Origin of the sequence: Limisphaera ngatamarikiensis (genome assembly GCF_011044775.1) — a bacterium.
Lineage (GTDB): Bacteria > Verrucomicrobiota > Verrucomicrobiia > Limisphaerales > Limisphaeraceae > Limisphaera > Limisphaera ngatamarikiensis.
Map to the genome: position 1 here is coordinate 1 of NZ_JAAKYA010000077.1, position 20993 is coordinate 20993.

General features: G+C 63.7%; 13 protein-coding genes and 2 tRNA genes. 9 read left to right on the forward strand and 6 right to left on the reverse strand.

Features of this window, described 5'->3' with window-relative positions; genetic code table 11:
• The first annotated feature begins 1239 nt into the window (after positions 1-1239).
• Positions 1240-1329: transfer RNA gene (locus G4L39_RS11050), tRNA-Ser, on the forward strand.
• Positions 1330-1584: 255 nt separating this feature from the next.
• Positions 1585-2877 carry a glycosyltransferase gene (locus G4L39_RS11055; protein ID WP_165108236.1) on the forward strand — a complete coding sequence of 431 codons (1293 nt, stop codon included), beginning with the start codon at positions 1585-1587 and terminating at the stop codon, positions 2875-2877.
• Between the two features lie 428 nt (positions 2878-3305).
• Here the strand turns inward: G4L39_RS11055 and G4L39_RS11060 are convergent, their stop codons facing one another.
• Positions 3306-3674: a hypothetical protein gene (locus G4L39_RS11060; RefSeq protein WP_165108238.1), complete on the reverse strand. Its 369-nt coding sequence runs from the start codon at positions 3672-3674 to the stop codon at positions 3306-3308.
• Positions 3675-3992: 318 nt separating this feature from the next.
• On the opposite strand from G4L39_RS11060, the gene G4L39_RS11065 reads away from it, so the two are divergent.
• A complete protein-coding gene (locus G4L39_RS11065) occupies positions 3993-5378 on the forward strand; it encodes a hypothetical protein (RefSeq protein WP_240893952.1) in 1386 nt (461 codons plus the stop codon).
• 174 nt (positions 5379-5552) lie between these two features.
• Here G4L39_RS11065 and G4L39_RS11070 read toward each other — a convergent pair.
• Both G4L39_RS11070 and dnaA read right to left on the reverse strand, forming a co-directional pair.
• Positions 5553-5628: transfer RNA gene (locus G4L39_RS11070), tRNA-Lys, on the reverse strand.
• 912 nt (positions 5629-6540) lie between these two features.
• A complete protein-coding gene (gene dnaA, locus G4L39_RS11075) occupies positions 6541-7959 on the reverse strand; it encodes a chromosomal replication initiator protein DnaA (protein ID WP_165108319.1) in 1419 nt (472 codons plus the stop codon).
• A 593-nt stretch (positions 7960-8552) separates the two neighbouring features.
• On the opposite strand from dnaA, the gene G4L39_RS11080 reads away from it, so the two are divergent.
• From G4L39_RS11080 to G4L39_RS15475, 5 genes are all read left to right on the forward strand, one after another.
• The gene (locus G4L39_RS11080; RefSeq protein WP_165108240.1) at positions 8553-11177 is read left to right on the forward strand and encodes a tetratricopeptide repeat protein; all 2625 of its coding nucleotides are present in this window, start codon (positions 8553-8555) and stop codon (positions 11175-11177) included.
• Between the two features lie 291 nt (positions 11178-11468).
• On the forward strand, positions 11469-13187 hold the full coding sequence (rho, locus tag G4L39_RS11085; protein WP_283950757.1) for a transcription termination factor Rho: 1719 nt from the start codon (positions 11469-11471) through the stop codon (positions 13185-13187).
• Between the two features lie 147 nt (positions 13188-13334).
• A complete protein-coding gene (locus tag G4L39_RS11090) occupies positions 13335-14411 on the forward strand; it encodes a hypothetical protein (protein WP_205880964.1) in 1077 nt (358 codons plus the stop codon).
• Positions 14412-14420: 9 nt separating this feature from the next.
• On the forward strand, positions 14421-15566 hold the full coding sequence (locus G4L39_RS11095) for a cytochrome c biogenesis ResB family protein (RefSeq protein WP_165108242.1): 1146 nt from the start codon (positions 14421-14423) through the stop codon (positions 15564-15566).
• Entirely contained in the window at positions 15563-17596 is a 2034-nt protein-coding gene (locus tag G4L39_RS15475; RefSeq protein WP_205880965.1) for a cytochrome c biogenesis protein, read from the forward strand. The genes G4L39_RS11095 and G4L39_RS15475 overlap by 4 nt, the downstream gene beginning before the upstream one ends.
• A 514-nt stretch (positions 17597-18110) precedes the next feature.
• Here G4L39_RS15475 and G4L39_RS11105 read toward each other — a convergent pair.
• Together G4L39_RS11105 and G4L39_RS11110 are read right to left on the reverse strand one after the other, a co-directional pair.
• The gene (locus G4L39_RS11105; RefSeq protein ID WP_165108244.1) at positions 18111-18290 is read right to left on the reverse strand and encodes a hypothetical protein; all 180 of its coding nucleotides are present in this window, start codon (positions 18288-18290) and stop codon (positions 18111-18113) included.
• A gap of 42 nt (positions 18291-18332) precedes the next feature.
• Positions 18333-18659, reverse strand: a complete 327-nt coding sequence (locus G4L39_RS11110) for a hypothetical protein (protein WP_165108245.1) — start codon at positions 18657-18659, stop codon at positions 18333-18335.
• A 339-nt stretch (positions 18660-18998) separates the two neighbouring features.
• Here G4L39_RS11110 and G4L39_RS11115 point away from each other — a divergent pair, with 339 nt between their 5' ends.
• On the forward strand, positions 18999-19478 hold the full coding sequence (locus G4L39_RS11115; protein ID WP_205880966.1) for an RCC1 domain-containing protein: 480 nt from the start codon (positions 18999-19001) through the stop codon (positions 19476-19478).
• A 654-nt stretch (positions 19479-20132) separates the two neighbouring features.
• On the opposite strand, the gene G4L39_RS11120 is transcribed toward G4L39_RS11115, so the two are convergent.
• On the reverse strand, positions 20133-20972 hold the full coding sequence (locus G4L39_RS11120) for a fibronectin type III domain-containing protein (protein WP_165108248.1): 840 nt from the start codon (positions 20970-20972) through the stop codon (positions 20133-20135).
• Positions 20973-20993 lie beyond the last annotated feature (21 nt).

Here is a 20993-nt window from a genome sequence, read left to right on the forward strand (position 1 = left end):
GTCCAGTCCGGGCAGGGCGCGGATTTTTTGCCAGAGGTCAAACTGCTGGGCCAGCGCTTCCAGGGCGGGCAACCCACCCAGGGTGGACTGCTTTTGAGCGGGGACGAACTCGAAGCGGATCCTGGGCGAGCGTTTGGTGACGGTCAGCATGCTTCATTGAGGCACGGCGCGCGACGATATTCAACGCCGAACCCAAAAAAAATCTTCACCCGCCGGTGCAATACCTCAGGCGATGGCCAAGGTTTGGGGTGGGCAACTGGGCGTTGCCGCGGCGTTGGGGGCGCGGCCGGGCCGTTAAACCCTGCCCGGGCTCGCAGACATGGCAATTAGGACGGCCCGCGGGGCACCCACGCCGGGTTGACCAAAAACCGACGCGGGGCTTGGGCTTTCCAACCCTTCTGCTGGCCCCTTCCAACCCTTCTGCTGGCCCTGGCACTGCTTCCCTGGAAGGGCTGTTTCAGGCTACTCCCTGGCTCTTGGGGAATTGCGTTCGTCCGGCTGCTCTGCGTCTCTCGCAACCCGAGGTGGTCACCGTCCCGCGCGGGCAATGGTTTGGGCAGCCCTGTCCGGTCGCCAATCACACCGGGCTCAGTTGAGCCAACCGGCCGCGAACGCGGCGGGGCGCTCGGACGGTATGGGGCGACGCCGGTTGCAGGGTGCCTTCGGTCGGCCGGCCTGGGTAAGCCGCGCCGAGGGTCGGCTCTTGTAAGCGCTGGAGGGAGCTTGGCGGGCAGGGTTGTCGGGGAGGTCGGTGCCGGATAGCGCTCCCAAGTCCCTGAAGGCGAGCGCCAAGGTCGCGACACGCGCGGCCGCAAAAGGATTACGGCGTAGGGCATAACCGCTCCTGGTGTGACCCAGAACCGGGAGACCCGGTTTCGGGAGCGTTGAGCCTGCGCACGCTGCGGCTCTTGGCAATTGGGGTCGGAAATTATGGGCGGGAGAGGGGGCTGTAGGCCACGCGTCGGGGTTCCCGGACCCCGGGGCGTTACGGGACGCGGTTCCCAATTGGGTCGACCGCTGAAGGCCGTGGCCCGTCTTCAGGCCGTGAGGACAGCCGCGCTTCCCGGCTGGCGAATAGCCGCAAACGAAGATGATTCGATACAACCGGCTGCCGGTCAGCTTCTTACGCCGTGCAATCGCAGGTTCCCCGGCACCAGCGCAGAGCCGGTCACAGGCAGGGTCTCGGGGATTTCGACTTGCCGAAGGGGGCGTTCGTGATGATGTTTTGGGCGCCAGGGCGGAAGGGTGGCTGAGTGGTTTAAGGCACCTGACTCGAAATCAGGCGTAGCCGCAAGGCTACCGTGGGTTCGAATCCCACCCCTTCCGCCACTTTTCTTGCTCGGATTCTCACGCGATACCTGGGTCGGATGGAGGTTCTACAATCCGTGCCGCGGCACTTGCCCGGGTTGTGGCCGGGATTGGAGCCCTGGTATTGCCGGGGCCGGTTGGAAAGGCTCTGGGTGGGGACCGGTGTGGGAGCAGGATTCACCGCGCCTTGGATCCGGTTCTCGCACGTGCTGCCGCAGGCGGTTCGATTCAGACCCTCGCCTTGGCGGGGGAATCGGGCCGGCTTAAGATGCGGGTGTGAAACTGCTGGTGTTTGCCCATACGCCACCCCCTCACCATGGGCAAAGTTACATGGTGGAATTGATGCTGCGGGGCTTTGGCGGGGATTGTCGAACGCGGCCCCGTTCTGCGGGACCTCATCCGCTGGGCATCGAGTGTTACCATGTCAACGCGCGGGTTTCCAAGGACCTGCAGGACATTGGGGAGTTCCGTCCGGCCAAGCTGGTGCTGCTTTTGTTTTATTGTCTGCAGGCCCTGTGGATCCGGTTTCGATACGGAGTGGAGAACTTTTATTATGTGCCGGCGCCGGGGAAATATTCGGCCTTGTATCGGGACTGGCTGGTGTTGGGGCTGTGCCGGCCGTTTTTCAAGCGGCTGATTCTACACTGGCACGCGGCGGGATTGGGGCGATGGTTGGAAACGGTGGGTCGGATGCCGGCGCGGGTGTTGACCTGGCGAGCGTTCCGGGACGCGGACCTGTTTGTGGTGTTGTCGCGGTTCAATCGGGGTGATGTTCAGAAATTCTGGCCGCGACGGGTGGCGGTGGTGCCGAACGGCATTCCGGATCCATGCCCGCAGTTCGAGACGAACGTGTTGCCGCGACGGCTTGCGCGGCTGGCAGTACGCCGGGCATTGGTTCAGGGACGGGCACCCTCCGAGGCGGACCGGCTGGCCGCAGGCGCGGATGCAGATGAGGTGAAGGTTCTGTTTCTGGGGCACTGTCTGCGGGAAAAGGGCTTGTTTGATGCGATCGAAGGCGTGGCTGGCTTGCACCGGCGCCTGCGCCGGGAAGGTGTGCCGCTGCGGCTCCGGTTGCTGGTGGCGGGCAGTTTCCCCCGCGCGGAGGAGGAAGCGGAGTTTCGTGCGCTGCAAGCGGATCCCGAGGTGGGACCGCTGCTCACCTACCTCGGCTTTGTGAGTGGCGAACGAAAGGAGCAAGCACTTCGCGAAGCCGATCTCATGTGTTTTCCCACCTTCTATCCGGCCGAGAGCTTCGGCCTGGTGATCGTGGAAGCCCTGGCATTCGGCCTGCCGGTGGTGACAACGCGTTACCGCAGCATTGCAGAGGTGTTACCGCCCGAATATCCCGGGGTGGTGCCGAGCCGCAACCCGGCGGCGGTGACGGAGGCACTGGCGCGCCAGATGTGGGCCGACGACTTCGTCGGATTACGGCGGCACTTTTTGAACCAGTTCACCTTGGAAAAGCATTTGGAACGGTTGGCCGCGGCGTTTCACCGACTGGAGGTGGATGACCCGACGGACCTGACCGAATTCGCGTGGGGGTGGGCCGGTGGACGTTCTGGCCGGTGAACCCTCCGGGTTTGTCGGTTGGGCGACCCCACTCGTTCGGGTCCGGGTCTGTCCTGTGTTTGGGAGGCCTTTGTACCCGCAGGGACGCCTGGGTGATGGGCCCCGGAGCTGAAAAACCAGGGGCGTTTCACAAGTCAAACGCTGCTCGTTAAGTTTTCGGTATCGGATGGCCCTCCGGGGTAAGCGATCGCGTCGCGTCGCGGCGCCGGTCGCCAATTCCGACCCTAATTCAGGAGGGCATTCGTGTGCATGCCGGCAGAGCCCAACCCGGCAGACCTGCCGGGTCCGGTCTACACAGGTTTGAGTGGTTGCGGCGACCACCCGACAGCTTTGCACGGGGGCGGCCGCCTGCAGGAATACCCGGGCCGGGCAGTGGTGGTGGGTGCCAGGGGATGAGACGGAAACGCCCGGGACAGCTGACGGGAAGATTAGAGGAACTGCGAGGTTTCCCACCAAGGAGCCAAAAGGTCAATGAATGTCTCGAGGCAGGCTGCGTTTTTCTCCAGGAACCAGCCATTGGGGCAACCCCAGGAGCAGAAGGTGCAGGAGGTAGGGTTCCGTCCTTCACGGACAGGTACGTCGAGGTTGATAAAACCGCTCCGCCAGCGCGCTACCATGAGCCCCAATGCGGCCACTTCCTCAGCGGCCTTGCATCGTTTGGATTGGGGCCGGGACCCGTTCGGGAGCAGTCGTGCGATTTCCGCCAGATCGCTGAACTGCCAGGTGTCCCCGAGCATGCCTTCCCGGTTGCCATGAGGCGCCGGTCCGACCCTCGTGAGCCCCAGCAACAGGCTCATTTCCCCTCGTTGTTACCTTCCTGGAGGCGGAATTCTTTCTGGGCGGATTGGGTGGGGCTGGGCTCCGTGGCGTCCACGGGTGTGGGTTGGGGTTCGGCAGGAAAGGGCGGATGCATGGGACGAAGGCATCACGCGGAAGTTGACGGGGCGTTCGGGCTTTCGAGCCCAAGCAGGGACCTACACCCGCGATTGCCCTGGCGTTGCCAGGCAGAGGCGCGTGAGGGCAGTCTGGTTGGCGTGAAACGTGAGTCATGGTTATGGGCCGGCGACAGACGCCGGCGGCGTGGCGGCGAAAGGTGCCAGAAGGCCCGGCTGCTCATGGATGGCACGGCACTCGGTCTGGTTTTGTTTTGGATTGGGTCTTCCTGGCCAGCCACGAGCCGCGCGGGGATCGACCCGTACGAGGTACAGGTGGTGGAGCAGGGGACCGGATGGCCGGTGCCGCTGGTGGAACTCCGGACGACGCACCAGATGCGATGGGTCACTGATAACGCCGGCCGGGTGGCCCTGGATGCGCCTGAACTGATGCACCGTGAGGTTTGGTTGGAGATTCGAAGTCCGGGTTACGGCCTGCCGGCGGACGGTTTTGGCATGCGAGGCGTGCGGGTTCGTCCCGTGCCCGGCGGGCGCACCAGAATCGAGGTGCAACGAAGTAGCATCGCGCGCCGCCTGGGTCGGCTGACAGGTGCAGGGTTGCTGGCCGAGAGCCAAAAGCTGGGGCTTTACGGGGATTCCCGGGAGAGCGGAGTGTGGGGTTGCGACAGCGTGCAGATTGCCGCCCACCGGGGTCGCCTGTACTGGATCTGGGGCGATACGACCCTTGGACACTATCCTTTGGGGATTTTTCATGCCACTGCGGCGGTTACCTCGCTCGACCCCATCCCGAGGGCCGAACCGCCGGTGCGGATCGAATTCCAGATGGTCACCAATGCCGAGGGCCGCCCCCGGGCCGTGGCGGAAATGCCGGGTGAGGGGCCGACCTGGTTGTCCGGTTTGGTGAGTCTTCCGGATCGCCAGGGTCGGGCGCGGCTGGTCTCGGCTTATGCCAAGATCAAGCCGCCCTTGGAGGTGTACCGGTGGGGACTTTGCGTCTGGAACGAGGAGCGGCTCCGGTTCGAACCACTGAAGGTGATTTGGACGAAGACCGACTCGGATCCGCGTCCGCCACCGGTTCCCGAGGGACACGCTGTGCCATGGGAGGATCCCGAGGGCCGGCACTGGATCTTGTTTGGCAATCCGTTTCCGTTTTTGCGTTGTCCGGCCTCTTTTGAAGCCTGGCAGGACCCGGCCCAGTGGGAACGTCTGGAGCCGCCGGAGCACTTGTTGTCTGCAGAGGGTGCCCCTGTGCAGCCGCACAGCGGTTCGATTGCGTGGCATCCATGGCGACGGCGTTGGGTGGCGGTTTTCATGGAACGGTTCGGCAAACCTTCGGCCTTTGGCGAGGTCTGGTACGCCGAGGCGCAATCCCCGCTGGGTCCGTGGGGCCGTGCGGTGAAGGTGCTCAGCCATGACAACTACACGTTTTACAACCCCCGCATTCATGCGGAAACCCTGCGAAGCGACTCACCCGTCCTGCTTTTCGAGGGGACCTACAGTCGGGAGTTTGCGAACCGGCCGGAGCCCACGCCGCGATACGATTACAATCAGGTGCTGTACCGGCTTGACCTGGATGATCCGCGATTGGCTCCGGCGCAGAGTCCGTAAGGGATGCGGGTTTGGAGTTCGACTGTGCTCGCCGGGATTGCGGGTGGGCTGGATGGCCCACGGGCATTCCGGAGTCTCTCCATCCGGAGTGTTCGCGCGCTCGAAGGCCGTGTTTCCGTGTGGCTTACAGCCTTGCCCTGTCGAAACGGGTGAGCAGGGATGTGGAAACAAGATTGGTGGGTTGGCAGGGACTCGAACCCTGGACCAACGGCTTAAAAGGCCGCTGCTCTACCGACTGAGCTACCAACCCACGGGAGGTTGCCTTGCGGCCGGAGGTGAAGCTCCGATGCAACATCAATATGGAGGTTGCGCGGCATTTGGCAAGCCGGCTTTGGATTCAACGAGCCAAAACCTGCGGAACGGGCCAGGACGAGAGGAGTTGTCGTGATTTGGGGTCGGCGAGTCCCGTATTCGCCCGGGATGCTCCCGACGCGCCGGGGTACTGCAGGGCGCAAAGCAGGTGTCGGCTTCTGTGAAGGATTGGGACCAAAAGGAAGCGGGCGTGGTGCGGCGCTTGACGAAGCGGAGTGACCGGTCGCGTTCCGTTTGCGGTTCGATTTGTGTTGGGGTCAAAACCGGACGCTGGATTGCGCCGGGCGGGGCTTGGACCCGAAAAGAAGGAGCCGGAGGCTGTGCCTCCGGCTCCGGGGTGATGAGGTTTCCACGCCGTCACCCGCGGCGCTCAGAAGGGTGGTGCGGCCAACTCGGAGGGTCGCTGTTCGCACCGCACCACGGTAAAACCTCTATACCAACCCTTAGCGAACAGCGAAGGATTCGCGCAGCTCCGATGGTTTAGACGGTCGGGAGCCGGTTTTGTTCAAACAGGGCCGGACCCGGCTACAGATTGCAGAAGCTGCTGAATCGCAACGGATTACGCCGCCCACCGTGATCGCCTGCCGTCGTGGACACACCTTGTGCTATGATTGGTGGCCGGTGGCGGGGAACGGCTCCGACGAGAAACGCATCGCGGCCGGTCTTGGCCATTGCGGTTGCGGACCCAAAGCGTTCGGTTCCACGGCTTGGTTTGCCCCGATCCGGCCTTTGAGGAGCCGATTTTGTTGTGCCCTCCTTTTACGGAGGTGCAACACGAGACCCTTGCGGGTCTCGCAACCCGGCCGGCGCCGCGGGTGGTGGCCGGGCCCCCGGCGTGGAGGCGGCCGGGTCAGCGCAGAAGTTGTTGTTCCAAGAAGAGGACCACCTTGCGCACGTTGGGATCCACGTCCATGCGATCCTGCACCAGTCGGCAGGCGTGCAGCACAGTGCCGTGGTCGCGGCCGCCAAAAGCCTCCCCAATGGCACTCAAGGAATGGTCGGTAAGCCGCCGGGCCAGGAACATGGCGATCTGGCGCGGAAACGCGATGTTTTCCGGCCGGCGCCGGCTGGTCATGTCCGAGAGCCGGATGTCGAAGTGTTCCGCCACCTTTTTTTGGATGGCTTCGATCGTGACCATGGAGCGCCCTTCCTCGTGGAGGATTTCGCGCAGCAGCCCTTCCACCACCGGAATGGTGAGGGGTTTGCCGGTGAGGGAGGCGTACGAGACCACGCGGATAAGGGCGCCTTCGAGCCGCCGGATGTTGCTGCGGATGTGCTTGGCGAGGAACTCGTAGATTTCGTCCGGCAGCCGGGCATTCATCAACTCGGCCTTTTTCCGGAGAATGGCCAGCCGCATTTCGACGTCCGGCGGTTGCAGGTCGGCCACCAAGCCCCATTCGAACCGTGACACCAGCCGCTGTTCCAGGCCCTGGATTTCGCTGGCCGGCCGGTCGCAGGTCAGCACGATCTGTTTTCGTTCCTCGTGCAGGGTGTTGAAGGTGTGGAAAAATTCCTCCTGAATCCGCTCCTTGCCGGCCAGGAACTGGACATCGTCAATCAGCAGGACGTCGGTTTGGCGATAGCGTTTGCGGAACTGGACCAGGCTGCTGTTTTGCAAGGCGTCAATGAACTCGTTGGTAAACCGCTCGCACGAGACGTACGCCACCCGCGCACGCGGTTTTTGGCCCAGCACAAACTGGCCGATGGCATGGAGCAGATGCGTTTTGCCCAACCCCACGCCCCCGTAGAGGAACAGGGGGTTGTAAGACTTGCCCGGGGCTTGGGCGACCGCCATAGCGCTTGCGTAGGCGAAATTGTTGTTGCTGCCCACGACAAACGTCTCGAACGTGTATTTCGGGTTGAACAGGGGTTCCTGGCCCGGCTTGGGTGGCGGAGCCGCGGCGGGGGCCGCGGACCTGCTCGAGGTCGGAGGCTCCGCCGTTTCTGTTTCCTGGCTTTCCGGTTTGGGACCGTGCATTTCGCCCACGACCTCAAACCGAACCTCCATGCGACGGCCGGAGGCCAGCGCAATGGCGTCTTCCAGCACGGAGCGATAATTCTCTTGAAGCCACAGCCCGGAGAAATCGTTTGCCACGCCCAGCACCAGCGTGTTGTTGCTCTGCTCCAGAGCCCGCACCGGGGCAAACCAAAGGCGGTAAATGTCGGGCGCCAGAAGCGTTTGCAAATGCTTCCGGGCCGATGCCCAGATCTTTTGCGCCTCGGTTTCTCCCGGTCGCTGCCCGTGTTCGATCTGCTTTTGGGTGAGCATGTTATTCACGCCAGCTTCAAGAGCCGTGCCGGTTTGGTGTCCGTCCGGTCCGGCTCTTAACACCAAATCCTGCTGTGGGCAACAGAAAGTTGACGCGGACCTTTCCGCCTGCAGACGGTTAGGTCCGTGTATACAACCTGCTGCCTTCCAACTACTTGGGAAATACCGCCCCGCGGCCCGCCACCGGTGTGCTACGCCCGTCCTCATGGCGTCACCACGGCCACGTAAGCGATGCCCCTTGTAGCGCAGCCTGCGGAACAGGAAAAGCGGAAGATGTTATGAGTTGTTCACGGGTTATTCACCGGCTGTCCCGAAAACGTCCCTTTTGGGGCAACTGACCCGAAGTGGTTAATTGCCAACTGGTTGCTATGACGCTGCCCGGGCCCTGGTGAATTACGCCCCGGCCTTCCCGGGTATGTGTGGGTGTGCACAAGTCGGGGCTGGATTGCCTGTCCAGGAACTCCCGGGACAAAGCGGGTGCGGGATGCCGGACAGGGCACGGAGACTTTCCGCGCCAGTTCACGCTTTGAACCGGCGTTGGACCCGTCCAAAATGCGGGCGTGCTCGTACGGTACAGACAAGCTTGGCCCCTTGTGCTGATTCTTTGGCTGGGCCTGTGTGAAGCGGCGGTGGCGCAGAACGAAGAGGCGGATTACCAGGCCGCTGCCAGGGCGTTTGAGGATGAGCTCTGGGCCCGCGCTGACAGTGAACTGCAACAGTTCGTTGAAAAGTACCCCGAGTCGAGCCGACGTCCCTTGGCGGTGTTGCTGCGCGCGCAGGCCCTGCTTCGACTGGATCGCGCGGCGGAGGCGGTAAAACTGCTGGAATCCGAACAAGCGCGGGCCGGGGGGATGGCCGACGCGTTTCTGTTTTGGCTGGGGGAGGCCGAGTTGCGACGGGGCAAGCACGACGTGGCTGCTGTGCGATTTCGGGAATTGCTGGACCGGTATCCAACCTCTTCGTTGCGGTTGGAGGCGGCAGTGAATGAGGCCGCCGCCCATGCGGCGGCCGGGGGCTGGGACCGCGTGGTGGAGCTGTTGGACGCCCCACAGGGCGCGTTTCAATCGCAGGCGCGCGAAAAACCGGAGGCCGAAGCCGCACTTCGCGGGAAACTCCTGCTGGCCGAAGGTCTGTGGCGGACGGGCCGGGCGGAGCCGGCACTGGCCCTCTTGAGCGCCCTGCGGGACGCCAAGCTGCCTTCTTCGTTGGCGTTTCGGCGGCTGTGGTTGGAGGTCAAGGCCCTTGAGTCGCTGGGTCGGGCTGCCGAGGCGTTGCCCCTGCTCACCAACCTTACATCCCTGGCCCGAACCATGGGCGCTCCGGTTTGGGAGGGACGCGCCCGCATGGCTCATGCGGCCGTGTTGGAGACCACAGGCGACCCGGTCGGCGCCCTCGAACTGTACCGGTTGAACCTGGCCACCAACCTGCCGGTCGATCTCCAGCAGGAGGCCGTGATCCGGCTGAGCCGGCTTGCCCTGGCCACCGACAACACACCGCGGGCCGTTGAGGCACTGGAAGGCTTTTTGCAAGCGAACACCAACAGCCCAATTACGGACCTTGTGACCGTGGTATTGGGCGAACTGGAGTTGGAACGGTGTCTCCGGACAGTGGACCAGCAACGGGGCCCACTTCCCACCAACCTTTTGGCCCGCGCCCGGGCGCGTTTCGAGTGGGTTGTCCGGCAGTTTCCGGACAGTCCCCACCGACCGCGCGCCGAACTCAATCTCGGTTGGTGCTACTGGCTGGTGGGAGATTGGGCCGGGGCCGCCGAAGCGTTTGGCAGGGCGGTCGCGCGCCTGCCCGAGGGTGTGGGCCGTGCGGTGGCCCATTTCAAGCTGGGTGACGTGGCGTTCCGTCAGGGGAAGTTCCGAGAAGCCATGGAGCATTACCAGGCCGTGGTTGCCCTGGCTGACCGATCCCTGCTTGTCCGCACACAGTTGTGTGAGCCGGCGCTCTACCAGGTGGTGCGGGCGGCCGTTGAAGTGGGCGATCTGGCGGCGGTGGAGCAGGCCACCGGCCGGATCTTGCAAGAGTTCCCGGGCAGTTATTTGACGGAAGCGGCCCTGACCTTGCAGGGGCAAGCCCTGGCCCGTCACGCCAATCCCGGGGCGGCTCGCGAGATCTTCCTCAGCGTTTTGGAAAAGTTCCCGGATACCGCAAAAAGGGCAGACCTGCAGCTGGCCATTACCAGGACCTACGAGCTGGAGGGCGATTGGAAAACGGCAGCCGAGCTGCATCGCCAGTGGTTGGAGGCTTTCCCGGACCATCTGCTGCGGCCCCAGGTGGAGTTCGCCCTCGGCTGGGCCCTCGCCCGAACCGGCGACACGGCCGGTGCCCTCCAGACGTTTACCAATTTCGTGACCCGCTACACCAACCAGCCTTTGGCTGCACGCGCCCAATGGTGGGTCGCCGACCACTACTTCAACCTCGGCCCATCCGCTTTCATGGACGCCGAGCGACAGTACCAGCTGCTGGCGACCGTGTGGAGCAACCACCCACTGGCGTATGAGGCCCGGATGATGGCCGGTCGGGTGGCCATGGCCCGCCAGGCCTGGTTGGACGCCATCGGCTACTTCACCAACCTGACCAGCGACCTGCAATGTCCCGTGCCGCTCAAAATCCAGGCCCTGTTCGCCTACGGGGATGCCGTCCGAAGGTTGCCCTCCACCGACACGAACACGCCCCTGGCGAACTTCGAGGAGGCCGCGCGCATCTTTGCCAAGGTCCTGGAATTGGAGCCGACCAACGCCGCCGCAGCCCGTGCGTGGGGAGAGATGGGCGAGTGCTATCTGCAACTGGCCGCCCGGGACCCGGCCTTCTACATCGCGGCCAGCAACGCCTTCCACCAAGCCCTGGCGCTGCCGGCGGCGGACCTGCCGACCCGGTGCCAGGCATGGATGGGCCTTGGATTGGTGAACGAGCGTTTGGGGGCCCGGCTTAACGAGCCGCAGCGGGGACATCTTCTGCGCGAGGCAATGGACCGGTACGTCGACGTCCTGTACGGCCGGCCGCTTCGCCCCGGCGAATCGCCGGATCCATTCTGGACACGCCGGGCCGGACTTGAAGCCGCTCGGCTGGCTGAATCTCTGCAGGAATGGCGTCAAGCCCTCCGGATTTACGAAAGGCTCCGCGAGCTTTTGCCGCCCCTTCAGCCCGCCCTGGAGAAACGCATGGAACGCTTGCGGGAAAGAATCGCCGCAACGTCTGCCGGGGAGTGAGGCGACGAAGCCGTTGCGGGTTGCGTGGCCTCGGAGACCCCGCCCCGACCGACGGCGCCCTGGCCCGCACTTGACAAACCGCGCTTTTGGGCCATGCTAATCCACGCGTAATCACTGCAAGACTCCCTTGCCGCGAGCAACAACCTGAACTCTTGCAGCACACGCCGGTCCCGAACCGACCTGCTCCCTTGATTGAACCCGGAGCCCCAAAAGTCGGTCCAATCGGGTAATCCGACCCAGTGCCGGGAGGCTGGGTGGAAGGTTGTCGGCTGCGGCTGTTGAGAACGATCTATGCCACGAGTAACGTCCAAACGATCCGCACGAAAGCGAACGGAAGAAAACGAAACCAACCCACCGGGCGTGGAGGGCCCGGAGGCCGCCACGGCGGACTCCACAACGGGCGGGGCGGCCCCGGCCGAATCCGCAGAAGCAGAATGGACGCCCGGGGTGGAAAGCCAGGAGGCCGGGGAGGGGTCGGGCCGGCGACGTGCCCGGCGTGGCCGCAAACAGCGTGAAGCAGAACCGCAGGAGCCCGCCGAAACCGCCCCCACCAACGCCGAGGAACCCTCCACGGCACCGGAGGTGATGGAGTGGTCCCCGTCCATGGAAACGCCCACCGCGGAAGCGGTGAAACAGGCTGCAGCCGAGGCCGCCGCACGCGAAAAGGCCGAACAGGAACGGCAGCGGGCCCTGGCCGCCGCACGCCAGGAATCCGAACCGCCGGCCGGCCGCCAACGCGACCGCATCGCCGAATCCATCAACATCGCCAAGCTCCAGGCCATGTCCATGAACGAGCTCAACCAAATGGCCCGCGAGCTGGGCGTGGAAAACTACGGCACGATGCGGAAGCACGAAATCATCTTCCAGATCCTTCAGAAAAATGCCGAACGTGCCGGCGTGATGTTCTCCGAGGGTGTACTGGAGATCCTGCCCGAAGGGTTTGGCTTCCTTCGGTCCCAGAGCTTCAATTACCTGCCCTGTCCGGAGGACGTGTACGTGTCGCCCTCGCAGATCCGGCGGTTCAACCTCCAGACCGGCAACCGCGTGGCCGGGCAGATCCGGCCTCCCAAGGAAAAGGAGCGGTTTTTCGCCCTGTTGAAGGTGGAGGCCATCGACGGCGAGGACCCGGAAAAAGCCAAGGAACGGACGCATTTCGACAACCTGACGCCGCTGTTCCCCACACAGCGGTTCATCCTGGAGACCGAACCGGACGAACTGAGCACGCGGGTGCTGGACCTGGTCTGTCCCATCGGCAAGGGCACCCGCGGTCTCATCGTGGCCCCGCCGCGCACCGGTAAAACGGTCCTCATGCAGAAACTGGCCAACGCCCTTCTCAAAAACCACCCGGAGGTCTACGTCATCATCCTGCTCATTGACGAGCGCCCCGAGGAGGTGACCGACATGGAACGCACCTGCCGCGGTGCCGAGGTCATCAGCTCCACGTTTGATGAACCGCCCGAACGCCACGTGCAGGTCGCCGAAATGGTGCTGGAAAAGGCCAAACGAATGGTCGAACGCAAAAAGGACGTGGTGATCCTGCTCGATTCCGTCACCCGTCTGGCACGCGCCTACAACACCATCCAGCCGCACTCGGGGAAAATCCTGTCGGGCGGTGTGGACGCCAACGCACTCCACAAACCCAAACGGTTCTTCGGTGCGGCCCGGAACATCGAGGAGGGCGGTTCACTGACCATCATGGCCACGGCCCTGATCGATACCGGAAGCCGCATGGACGAGGTGATCTTCGAGGAATTCAAGGGCACCGGCAACATGGAGGTGCACCTCGACCGTGCACTGGTGGACCGCCGAATCTTCCCCTCCATCAACATCGAGCGGTCCGGCACGCGCAAAGAAGAGCTCCTCTATCACCCGGACGAGTACGCCCGCATCGTGCTGTTGCGCCGCGCCCTGACGGGCGTGCCGCCGGTCGAAGCCATGGAGCTCCTGCTCAACAAGCTCAAACAACACAAAACCAACGTGGAGTTCCTCCTCAGCCTGGACGTGCGATGAACCAGGCCGGGGTCCGTCTGGGGGAATGGTTCAGGGCCGGATCGGCAGGTACTGGCCGATCCGGCCCTTTTCGGCAATTGAAAACGACCGGTTCACCTTGCCGGGCAATCAATCCAGGGCTACTGATTTCGCGGGCATACAATGAACATGCATCCTTGGTTGAAACAACAGGGCAATATCTGGCGATCTGCGCTGCCCTGGCTGGCCCTCGGGCTGGCCGCAACGCTGTGGACCGGCTGCCGCAGGGAACAAGTCCAGGTGTACGAGGTCCCGAAGGACGCCGGTACCACGGCCGCCGCATTCCCGCACGGCGAGTTGGGCGGGCCCAAGCCGCGTCTCGAGTACAACGTGCCCACCGGCTGGCTCGAACAACCGGCCCGCGCCATGCGGGCCGCCAGTTTCCTGGTGGGTGACCCCCACGGCGAGCATGCAGACCTGGGGGTGATCCCGTTGCGCGGGTTGACCGGCCGCACCCTGGAAATGTGGAACCTCTGGCGCCAACAGCTCGGTCTGCCCGAAGGATCCGCCGAGGAAATGGACCAGAGCGCCACTCCGGTGACCGTCGACGGACACCCCGGACGCCTTTTTGATTTGGTCACGACCGAACCTCCACCCGGAGAAACCCAGCGAATCCGCATCCTCGGGGCCATGGTCGACGTGAATGACGTCGCCTGGTTCTTCAAGATGACCGGTCGTGACACCTTCGTCAGCAACCAGAAACCTGCGTTTGTTTCCTGGTTGGGCTCGGTGAAATTCCTGCCCGACGCCGGGGCTGCACCGACGGCGGAAAGCGGGTCCACGCCGGACCTGCCCAACTGGCAGGTGCCCGCGGCATGGAAACCGGCTCCGCCCGGCCAGTTCCTGGTTGCCAAATACGTGGCCGGCGAGGGCGAGCAACAGGTCGAGATCAACATCAGCCAGTCCGCCGGTGAAGGGGGCGGCTGGGTGGGAAACGTGAACCGCTGGCGGCGTCAACTGGGCCTGACTGAAGCCGGAGCCGAGGAAATCAGGCAACAGACGGTTTCTCTCAGCCTTGCCCAGGGACAGGGTATGCAGATCGAATTGACGGGCACCGACGTCCGAAAGGGTACCCCAGCCCGCGTGGTTGGCGTGATGGTGCCGCTGGCCGATCGGACCTGGTTTTACAAACTCATGGGTCCGCCGGCTGCCGTGGAGGAACAGAAAGCCGCCTTCCTTCAGTTCGTGCAATCCGCCCGGTATTGATACGGAGCCATGCCTCTCGAACGCCTTTTCCGCATCTTCAGTTCCCTCCGGCTCACGGTCGCCCTGCTGATCCTTGGCATGGTGCTGGTCTTTCTGGGAACCATGGCGCAGGTCTCCATGGGGCTGTACCGGGCCCAGAACGAGTTCTTCCGGAGTTTTTTTGTCTATTGGGGGCCGCCGGGCGCGTCGTGGCGGATTCCGGTTTTCCCCGGAGGCTACCTGCTGGGTACCCTCATGCTGATCAATCTGGTGGCTGCTCACTGGCGCTATTTCCGTCCCGATTGGCGCAAAAGCGGCATTGTACTGATCCACGCCGGCCTGGTGCTCCTGTTGCTGGGCCAATTTGCCACCGACCTTCTGTCGGTTGAGAGCACCCTTCACCTTCGGGAAGGTGCGGCCAAGAATTATTCCGAGAGGGATCGGCACGTGGAGCTCGCCATTTCGGACGTAACCGATCCCGAGCGTGAACGTGTCGTGGCCATTCCGCACCGGATCCTGGCCCGTCAACAAGAGGTGGAAGCCCCCGGTTTGCCGTTCCGTGTGAGGATTCTGCAATTCCACCCCAACGCGGCGGTGTCGCAACGCACCGCCCAGTCCACCCGTCCACCACCCGCCAACCAGGGATTCGGTCCGCAAATCGAGCTGATCCCCCTGCCGCATGTGACCGAGATGAACAAACGCGACGTGCCTGCGGCGGTGATCGAACTTGTCACGCCGGAGGGTTCACTCGGTACCTGGGTGGTGTCCGAATACATCAGCCAGCCCCAAACGGTCACCGTCAACAACCGCACCTTCACGCTGGTCATGCGGTTGCAGCGGGTGTATGTGCCCTGGACCATCCGCCTCCTGGATTTTCGGCATGACCGCTATCCGGGGACGGACATACCGAAGAACTTTTCCAGTCGCATCCTGCTGACCGATCCCCGCAACGGCACCGAACGCGAGGTGCTCATCTACATGAACAACCCCCTGCGGTACGGCGGCTACACTTATTACCAGGCCAGCTACGATCCGGATGACCGGGGCACCGTGCTGCAGGTGGTTCGGAATCCGAGTTGGCTCACCCCGTACGTGGCCTGTGCCATGGTCAGCGTGGGTTTGCTCCTGCAATTCAGCATCCATCTCTTCCGATTCACCGCCCGTTTGAACCGATGAAAACCTGGTTGCTCAAATTTCTGCCTTGGGCCCTGCTGGCGGTGTTTGCCGCGGATATCATGGCAATTCTGCTGCCGCGGCCCGAGGGCGAATTCCACCTGCAGGCGTTCGGTCGGCTGCCCGTGCTGGCCAACGGGCGCGTCCAACCGTTCGATTCCCTGGGGCGCAACAGCCTCCTCCAAATCCGCGGCACCGCCGCGGTACCCCTGGCGGAGAAAAAGAGTTACGAGTTCTGGAAACACCCGCCCAAGCTCCGGGCCACCGAATGGTTGTTGGAGGTGATGACCCGGCCGGACGTGGCGGATACGCGACCGATCTTCCTCATTCATCATCCCGAGCTGCTGGATGAATACAACCTTCGCGGCAAGGGCGTGGAAAAGTCAGGGCTCCACTATTTCGCCTTCAACGACCTGAAACCGGTGCTCGGACGGATCGAGTCCGAGGGCCGACAAGCCATGAACGTCGACTCCCGGGCTCGCACGGCCTACCAACGACAGGTGGCCAAGCTCTTCAACGCCGTTGCCCTGTACCAGAGACTCAAGTTCACGCTGCAACCCGAGGGAACCTCCGACATGACCGCCGAACTGCGGGACTTTCAGGAAGCCATCCCGGCCGGCATGGCCGCCCTGAAAGCACGGCAGGCCGGCAAGGAATTCGACCGCGCGGCGCTGGATCGATTGGTGGATCACCTGCGCCGGTTCGATCTAATGGCCCAAATGGCCTATCCCTGGGTGGTACCTCCTCCCGCACCGGACGCGCCGCGGGATCAATGGCGAAATCTCGGTCAGGTGTTGTTCGAAGCGGGCCTGACCGGCAGCGAACTGCCCCGGCCGGTATGGTGGTTGGCTGAGATGGCCGCCGGGTACGCCCGCAGGGACGCCGACCGTTTCAACCGCGCGGTGGCCGAGTACCGCGATTGGCTCGCGGCGAACGCACCGGCCGAGGCGCGCAAAGGCCGGGCCGAGTTCTGGTACAATCAACTGCAGGCCTTTCTCCACGCCATGATCATCTACCTGTGCGCCTTTCTGCTCGCAGCAGTGGCCATGCTGGCGGTGCAGACCTGGCCCGCCGTGAGCGAGAGCCTGCGGCGTTCCGCCTTCCTGCTGGCCGTGCTGGCGGTGGCGGTTCATACAGCCGGGCTCGCTTACCGAATGTGGCTGGAGCGCCGTCCGCCCGTCACCAACCTCTACTCCTCGGCGGTATTCGTCGGGTGGGCCGTCACCCTCCTGGGGGTGGGAGTGGAACGGGCGTACCGAATGGGCCTGGGCGTCGCGGCGTCGTCTCTGGTGGGATTTGTCACCCTGTTAATCGCGCACAACCTGGCCCTGGGCGGTGACACCATGGAAATGATGCGCGCCGTCCTGGATAACAACTTCTGGCTGGCCACCCACGTGATTACCATCACCCTGGGTTACGCGGCCATGTTCTTTGCCGGCTTCCTGGGCATCCTTTACGTGGTCCTCGGTGTGTTCACCCCCCTGTTGGCCTACAGGTTGGAGGTGGGGAAGTCTGCAGAGGAACCCAACCTCCGCCCCTTCGGCCCGGATGACAAAGCTGCGGCGACCCTGGGTGCCGCCCTGGCCAAGATGATCTACGCCGTGGTGTGTTTCGGCACCTTGTTCAGTTTCGCCGGTACGGTATTGGGTGGCATCTGGGCCGACCAATCCTGGGGCCGGTTCTGGGGATGGGACCCGAAAGAGAACGGTGCCCTCATGATTGTGCTCTGGTGCGCGGCGATCCTGCACGCCCGATGGGGCGGGCTGATCCGGGCGCGCGGGCTGGCCAACATGGCCATCTTTGGCAACATCGTCACCGCGTTTTCCTGGTTCGGCACGAACATGTTGGGGATCGGCCTTCATTCCTATGGCTTCATGGACGCGGCGTTTCGGTGGTTGCTCCTTTTTTACGCGACCCAACTGGCCGTCATTGCCCTGGGACTCCTGCCATTGGAAAAGTGGCGGAGCTTCCGGGTGAACCGGGAGGCGGTGGATGCCCCGGTCGGTGCCCCCGAACCGGCCTCGGGCAGTTAGCGGGACGTTGAAAATGCGCACGACCCACTCCTCAGGGCCGGCGGTGCCGGGGTTTGCAGGGAGTGATTGCAGTAGGTCGCTTGACTGTTGCGACATCTCCTTGAAGCAATGCGGGCTTTGTATGTGCCCTCCCCCTGCAGGATCCCTTTTCGAGGCGGGCCTGAGTGGCTTTGGCCCCTCTAATCCGGGGCTGTGAGTCAGGGCCGCCTGCGAGGAAGCTCTTCGGCCGCCGGTCCATTCCATTGCCCAGCCCTTGGCAGGTTGCTGAAAAAGTAGCCTGGACAAGTGACCCGAAGTATGTACGAGTCGTCCGAGGCCTGTCCGCGGCAAGCCTCAAGCTTAACCGGAGTTCCTCACCCCCCGGCAGCCTGTCGGACTTGGTTTAATCGGGCAAATGTGGCTGTGGTTGGGGTGGCTGAAAGGCCGGGAGCATAGGGCTCAGTTCGGCGGGGCAATTCCGCTAGCCGCTCCCAGAGCGTGAATTCCATTGCACGGGTCTCTTCCCCCCGCGGTTTCAGCGGGCCAGCATCCGTTTCAGTTCCACGCCCTGCCGGTACAGCCGTTTGAGGTTGCAGTCGGACAGAACCGGCGTCCTTTGCCACGACAGTTCCTGCGTCCCTGCAAACGGCACTTGCCCGGATCTCCTCACGTTCTTGAGGATCCCAAACACCGTTTGCAGCGTTGGCTGGCGCATTGTAGAGCGTTTTGTCCGCACTGGTGCGTAACCGCTGGCGCATCAGTTCGCCCATACTGGCGATGGCGCGGCGGCGGGTTCAGGGTGTTGTTCCAGGCCGCTTCGGTCCCGGTGATGTCCGGTCTTCTGCACGGCTGTATATACGTTTATGCCGGTGGCAAAACCTTGGCTGAGCAGGGCCCGGAGCATGCGGGGCGGGTATCGGGGACGCACTGTGCCGCAATGGTTGAACGTGAGCTGGCGCAGGTCGAGGGCGGCGATGGCTCCGAGGATGGAGTGAACCCGATGATGGTCGGGCAGCCACGGCCTCAGATCAGGTGGAAACAGCAACGGTGAGTTGCGGTCCATGAGAACGAAGCCGCTCGCCATGCATTTCAGTTATGCCCAGCCGCACTCTTGTTCAAACGGCCGGCTAAAAATCGGCTTCCCTAACTCCGACAGGCTGCTACAGGTGAGGTATATGAACGCTTTCAAAAGGGTGCGATGGGGCGATCCTGGGGGTATTGCACGGATCCCGTGCAGGTCGGGGGCAGGGCCCTCCTGGCAGCGTTGTTGCTCTGTGGCCTGGCAGTCCAGGAGGCCCGGGCGGACAGACTGGTTTCCTGGGGACAACACATGATGCCCTTGCTTCCGTTGGGAGCGCGTTTCACGGCGGCTGCGGCCGCAGGAGGTCATAGCCTTGCGCGTCTCCCGAATTGAACGGGGGTGGTGTGGGGATCGAACGATGAGGGACAGGCCAATCCTCCGGAAGGTCTGAGCAATGTGGTGGCCATTGCCGTGGGTAGGTATCACGGCCTGGCGCTGCGGAGCGACGGGACGGTCGTCGGGTGGGGAGCCAATTACAAGGGTCAAGCCAGCCCGCCCTTGAATTTGTCCCATGTGACGGCAATTGGAGCCGGGGGTGATTGCAGCGTGGCGCTTGTGACCATGTATCCGCGTTTGGCGGTCCCATTCCTACGGAGCAGCGGTGAAATGGAGTTCACGCTTTATGGAGAGGATGGTGTTGCGTACACGATCGCGTGCTCGGCGGACCTTCGGGAATGGCAGCCATTGACCAGGGTGACCTGCGTTAACGAGGTGGCGCATGTCAGGGATGGGACGGCCGAGGGTTCGCCCCGGCGGTTTTACCGGGCAGTGTCGGATGAGCCGTTGAATTCCGCCGTGGCTGGGTCCCGTCGGCAGGGTTGAACCAGGACTGCGGGGAGAGAGAGCCTGTCGGCGTGGAGATTGGAGACCACCAGGGTGTCGAAGTTCACGGAAGCGGGCGTCGTTTGCGGGCGATTCCCCGGAACGGCGTTCCGCACCATTAACACGGCGCCGGGGGTTGGCCGCGTACGCTGGCCGGAGGACCTTCACTGGAGGCCTTCAACCGTGAGTGACTCCTTGTGTGAGGTCGACGGCGGGTTGGGCGATCGGACGGATGATTGATTTTCGTGAGGGAGGGAGCGTGTGCTTTCCAGAGCCCGGGAGGGCACGATGAGCCCGGTCTGAGTGCGCCTGCAGGGTGAGCCGCGGGCGGTTCGATCGCCCGCCGGGGCACGGATCATTGCGGACCGGTGGAATGTGCTGATTCGCGGCCCCAAGACGGCGCTCCGGGGTTTGGCATCCATGCGGTCCTGGTTTGCGCCTGGCATGGCCGCCAGGGCAGCAGCAGGTCCGGAGCGCGGACCCTATGATGGCGTTCGGGACTGCCACCCGGTGGAGAAGGCATGCCATTCGGCAGGCCGGCAGGCTCGTCCCTGCCGGTCCAATGCCTCCGCTTCCGGTGCGCAGGGTGAAACGAGGACCGTGCGGGACCTTGCGAACGCCCCATTTCGGTTTGGAACGCACCGGATCCACGCATCATTCGCACCGCAGGCGGTAGAAGCCGCTGGTCGTCCCGGGTAGCGATGTGAAAGTCCAGTTTGTGCCTTCCAATGGACCGGCCCCGGTGAGCCATCGCGGCGGGTTGAGCGAGGGTGTGTATTCCACGTAAACCGACCCGGCGGTCTCGGTCCATTCGAGGGTTACCTGGCCGTCCGTTCCGAATCGGATGCCCGTGATCCGGCCGCCGCGCGGAGCGGGCGGACCGTATTGCAACGGCCAGGCTGCCGACCAGGGCGAACTCAATCCGCGCTGGTCCTGCGCGCTGACGCGCCAATGATAGAGTGTGCGCCAGACCATGTTCTCCGCGCCGGGCAGGCTGCTCAGCGGCAGGCTCAACACCCAGTTCGTGCCCGGCGGCAGCTCGAGGGCGGGAGTGTTGGTCGCATTGATCACCGGCAGCGTGAACGCCGGGTTATCGGCCACCTGGATGTGGTAGGAAACGACATGGTCGCCCTCGTCCGCGTCGCCTGCTGACGGCCACCACAGCAACAGTACGTCCAGGTTGGTCAGGACCAGCCCCGGCGGCGGGCCGGCAATCACCGGCGCCGCCGGCGGGCGGTTGGTCTCGTTCACGAAGAACGTCGCCGTGGCCATCCACGGGCCGACGTTTGTGCCGTCGGTTGCGCGGCAACGCCACCAATACTGTGCGTTGTTCGGCAGGTCCGTGTCCACCTGCCACGCGGTGGTGAACGACCCCGAGGCAATGGCCGGCACCTGTGCCATCAGCTGCGACAACTGGGGATCGCCATACACCTCGAACTGATACGCCAACGAATCGCCCTGGAAATCCACCGCATTGCTGACGATCAGTGCCACATGGGTCGAATTGATTCCCAC